Below are 646 nucleotides of genomic sequence, written 5' to 3' on the forward strand. Positions count from 1 at the left end.
TTAAACTCTATGCTCCAAGCTTCATCATTATTACCAAACCAGACTCCCAGCGCTCTTGCCATTTCTCGAAGTGAATTATCAGAAGAAAAAACTTCTGTGTTAGGATCGAATACGTAGACTAAACTGTAATCGGTATTATCACTCCCACTCGTGTTATAATAACCTAAAATCAATGATGAATTATCAACAGATGGGAATATTCCATAACGAATTTCATCTCTGACTTGTTCGGGGGTGATTTCAATTCCAACTTGGATTAGCGCCTGAACAAACTGCGGGATCGGCGCATCGGGATTGGTCAGGTCAAACAGTTCGGGGTTGGTAACGCGCGGGTCGGGCACGGACAGGTCGCCCACCTGGATGGTAGGGATAGGCGTCGGCGTGGCGGTGGGGGTGGCCGTGGGCGTGCTGGTAGGCGTGGCGGTGGCGGTGGGCAACGGCGTGGCGCTGGGCGCAACGGCCACTTGCTGCGTGGGCGTCGGCGCGGACACAGGCGCGCAAGCTGATAAGACCAAGTTGACCAGCAAGAGTGCAATTATTGTGCGTTTCATCGTTCGCCTTCTCCTGCGGCGGTCATTGCCGCCCAACGGCTTGCCGCTCAGCCGCGCCGCCGAAGGCGGCGTCGGCTGCAGCGGCGGGTTATTAG

General features: G+C 55.0%; 1 protein-coding gene and 1 pseudogene. One reads left to right on the plus strand and one right to left on the minus strand.

What is annotated here, in order from left to right; genetic code table 11:
* Positions 1 to 341 (minus strand): hypothetical protein (locus ACP5PX_RS08350; protein ID WP_428085485.1); only part of this gene is annotated, 341 nt, incomplete at its 3' end.
* Positions 342 to 381: 40 nt separating this feature from the next.
* On the opposite strand from ACP5PX_RS08350, the pseudogene ACP5PX_RS08355 reads away from it, so the two are divergent.
* Positions 382 to 646 (plus strand): annotated as a pseudogene (locus ACP5PX_RS08355) (hypothetical protein); the annotation flags it as partial.

The sequence above is a fragment of the Hadarchaeum sp. (SeqCode) genome (assembly GCF_049969415.1).
Taxonomy (GTDB): Archaea; Hadarchaeota; Hadarchaeia; order Hadarchaeales; family Hadarchaeaceae; genus Hadarchaeum.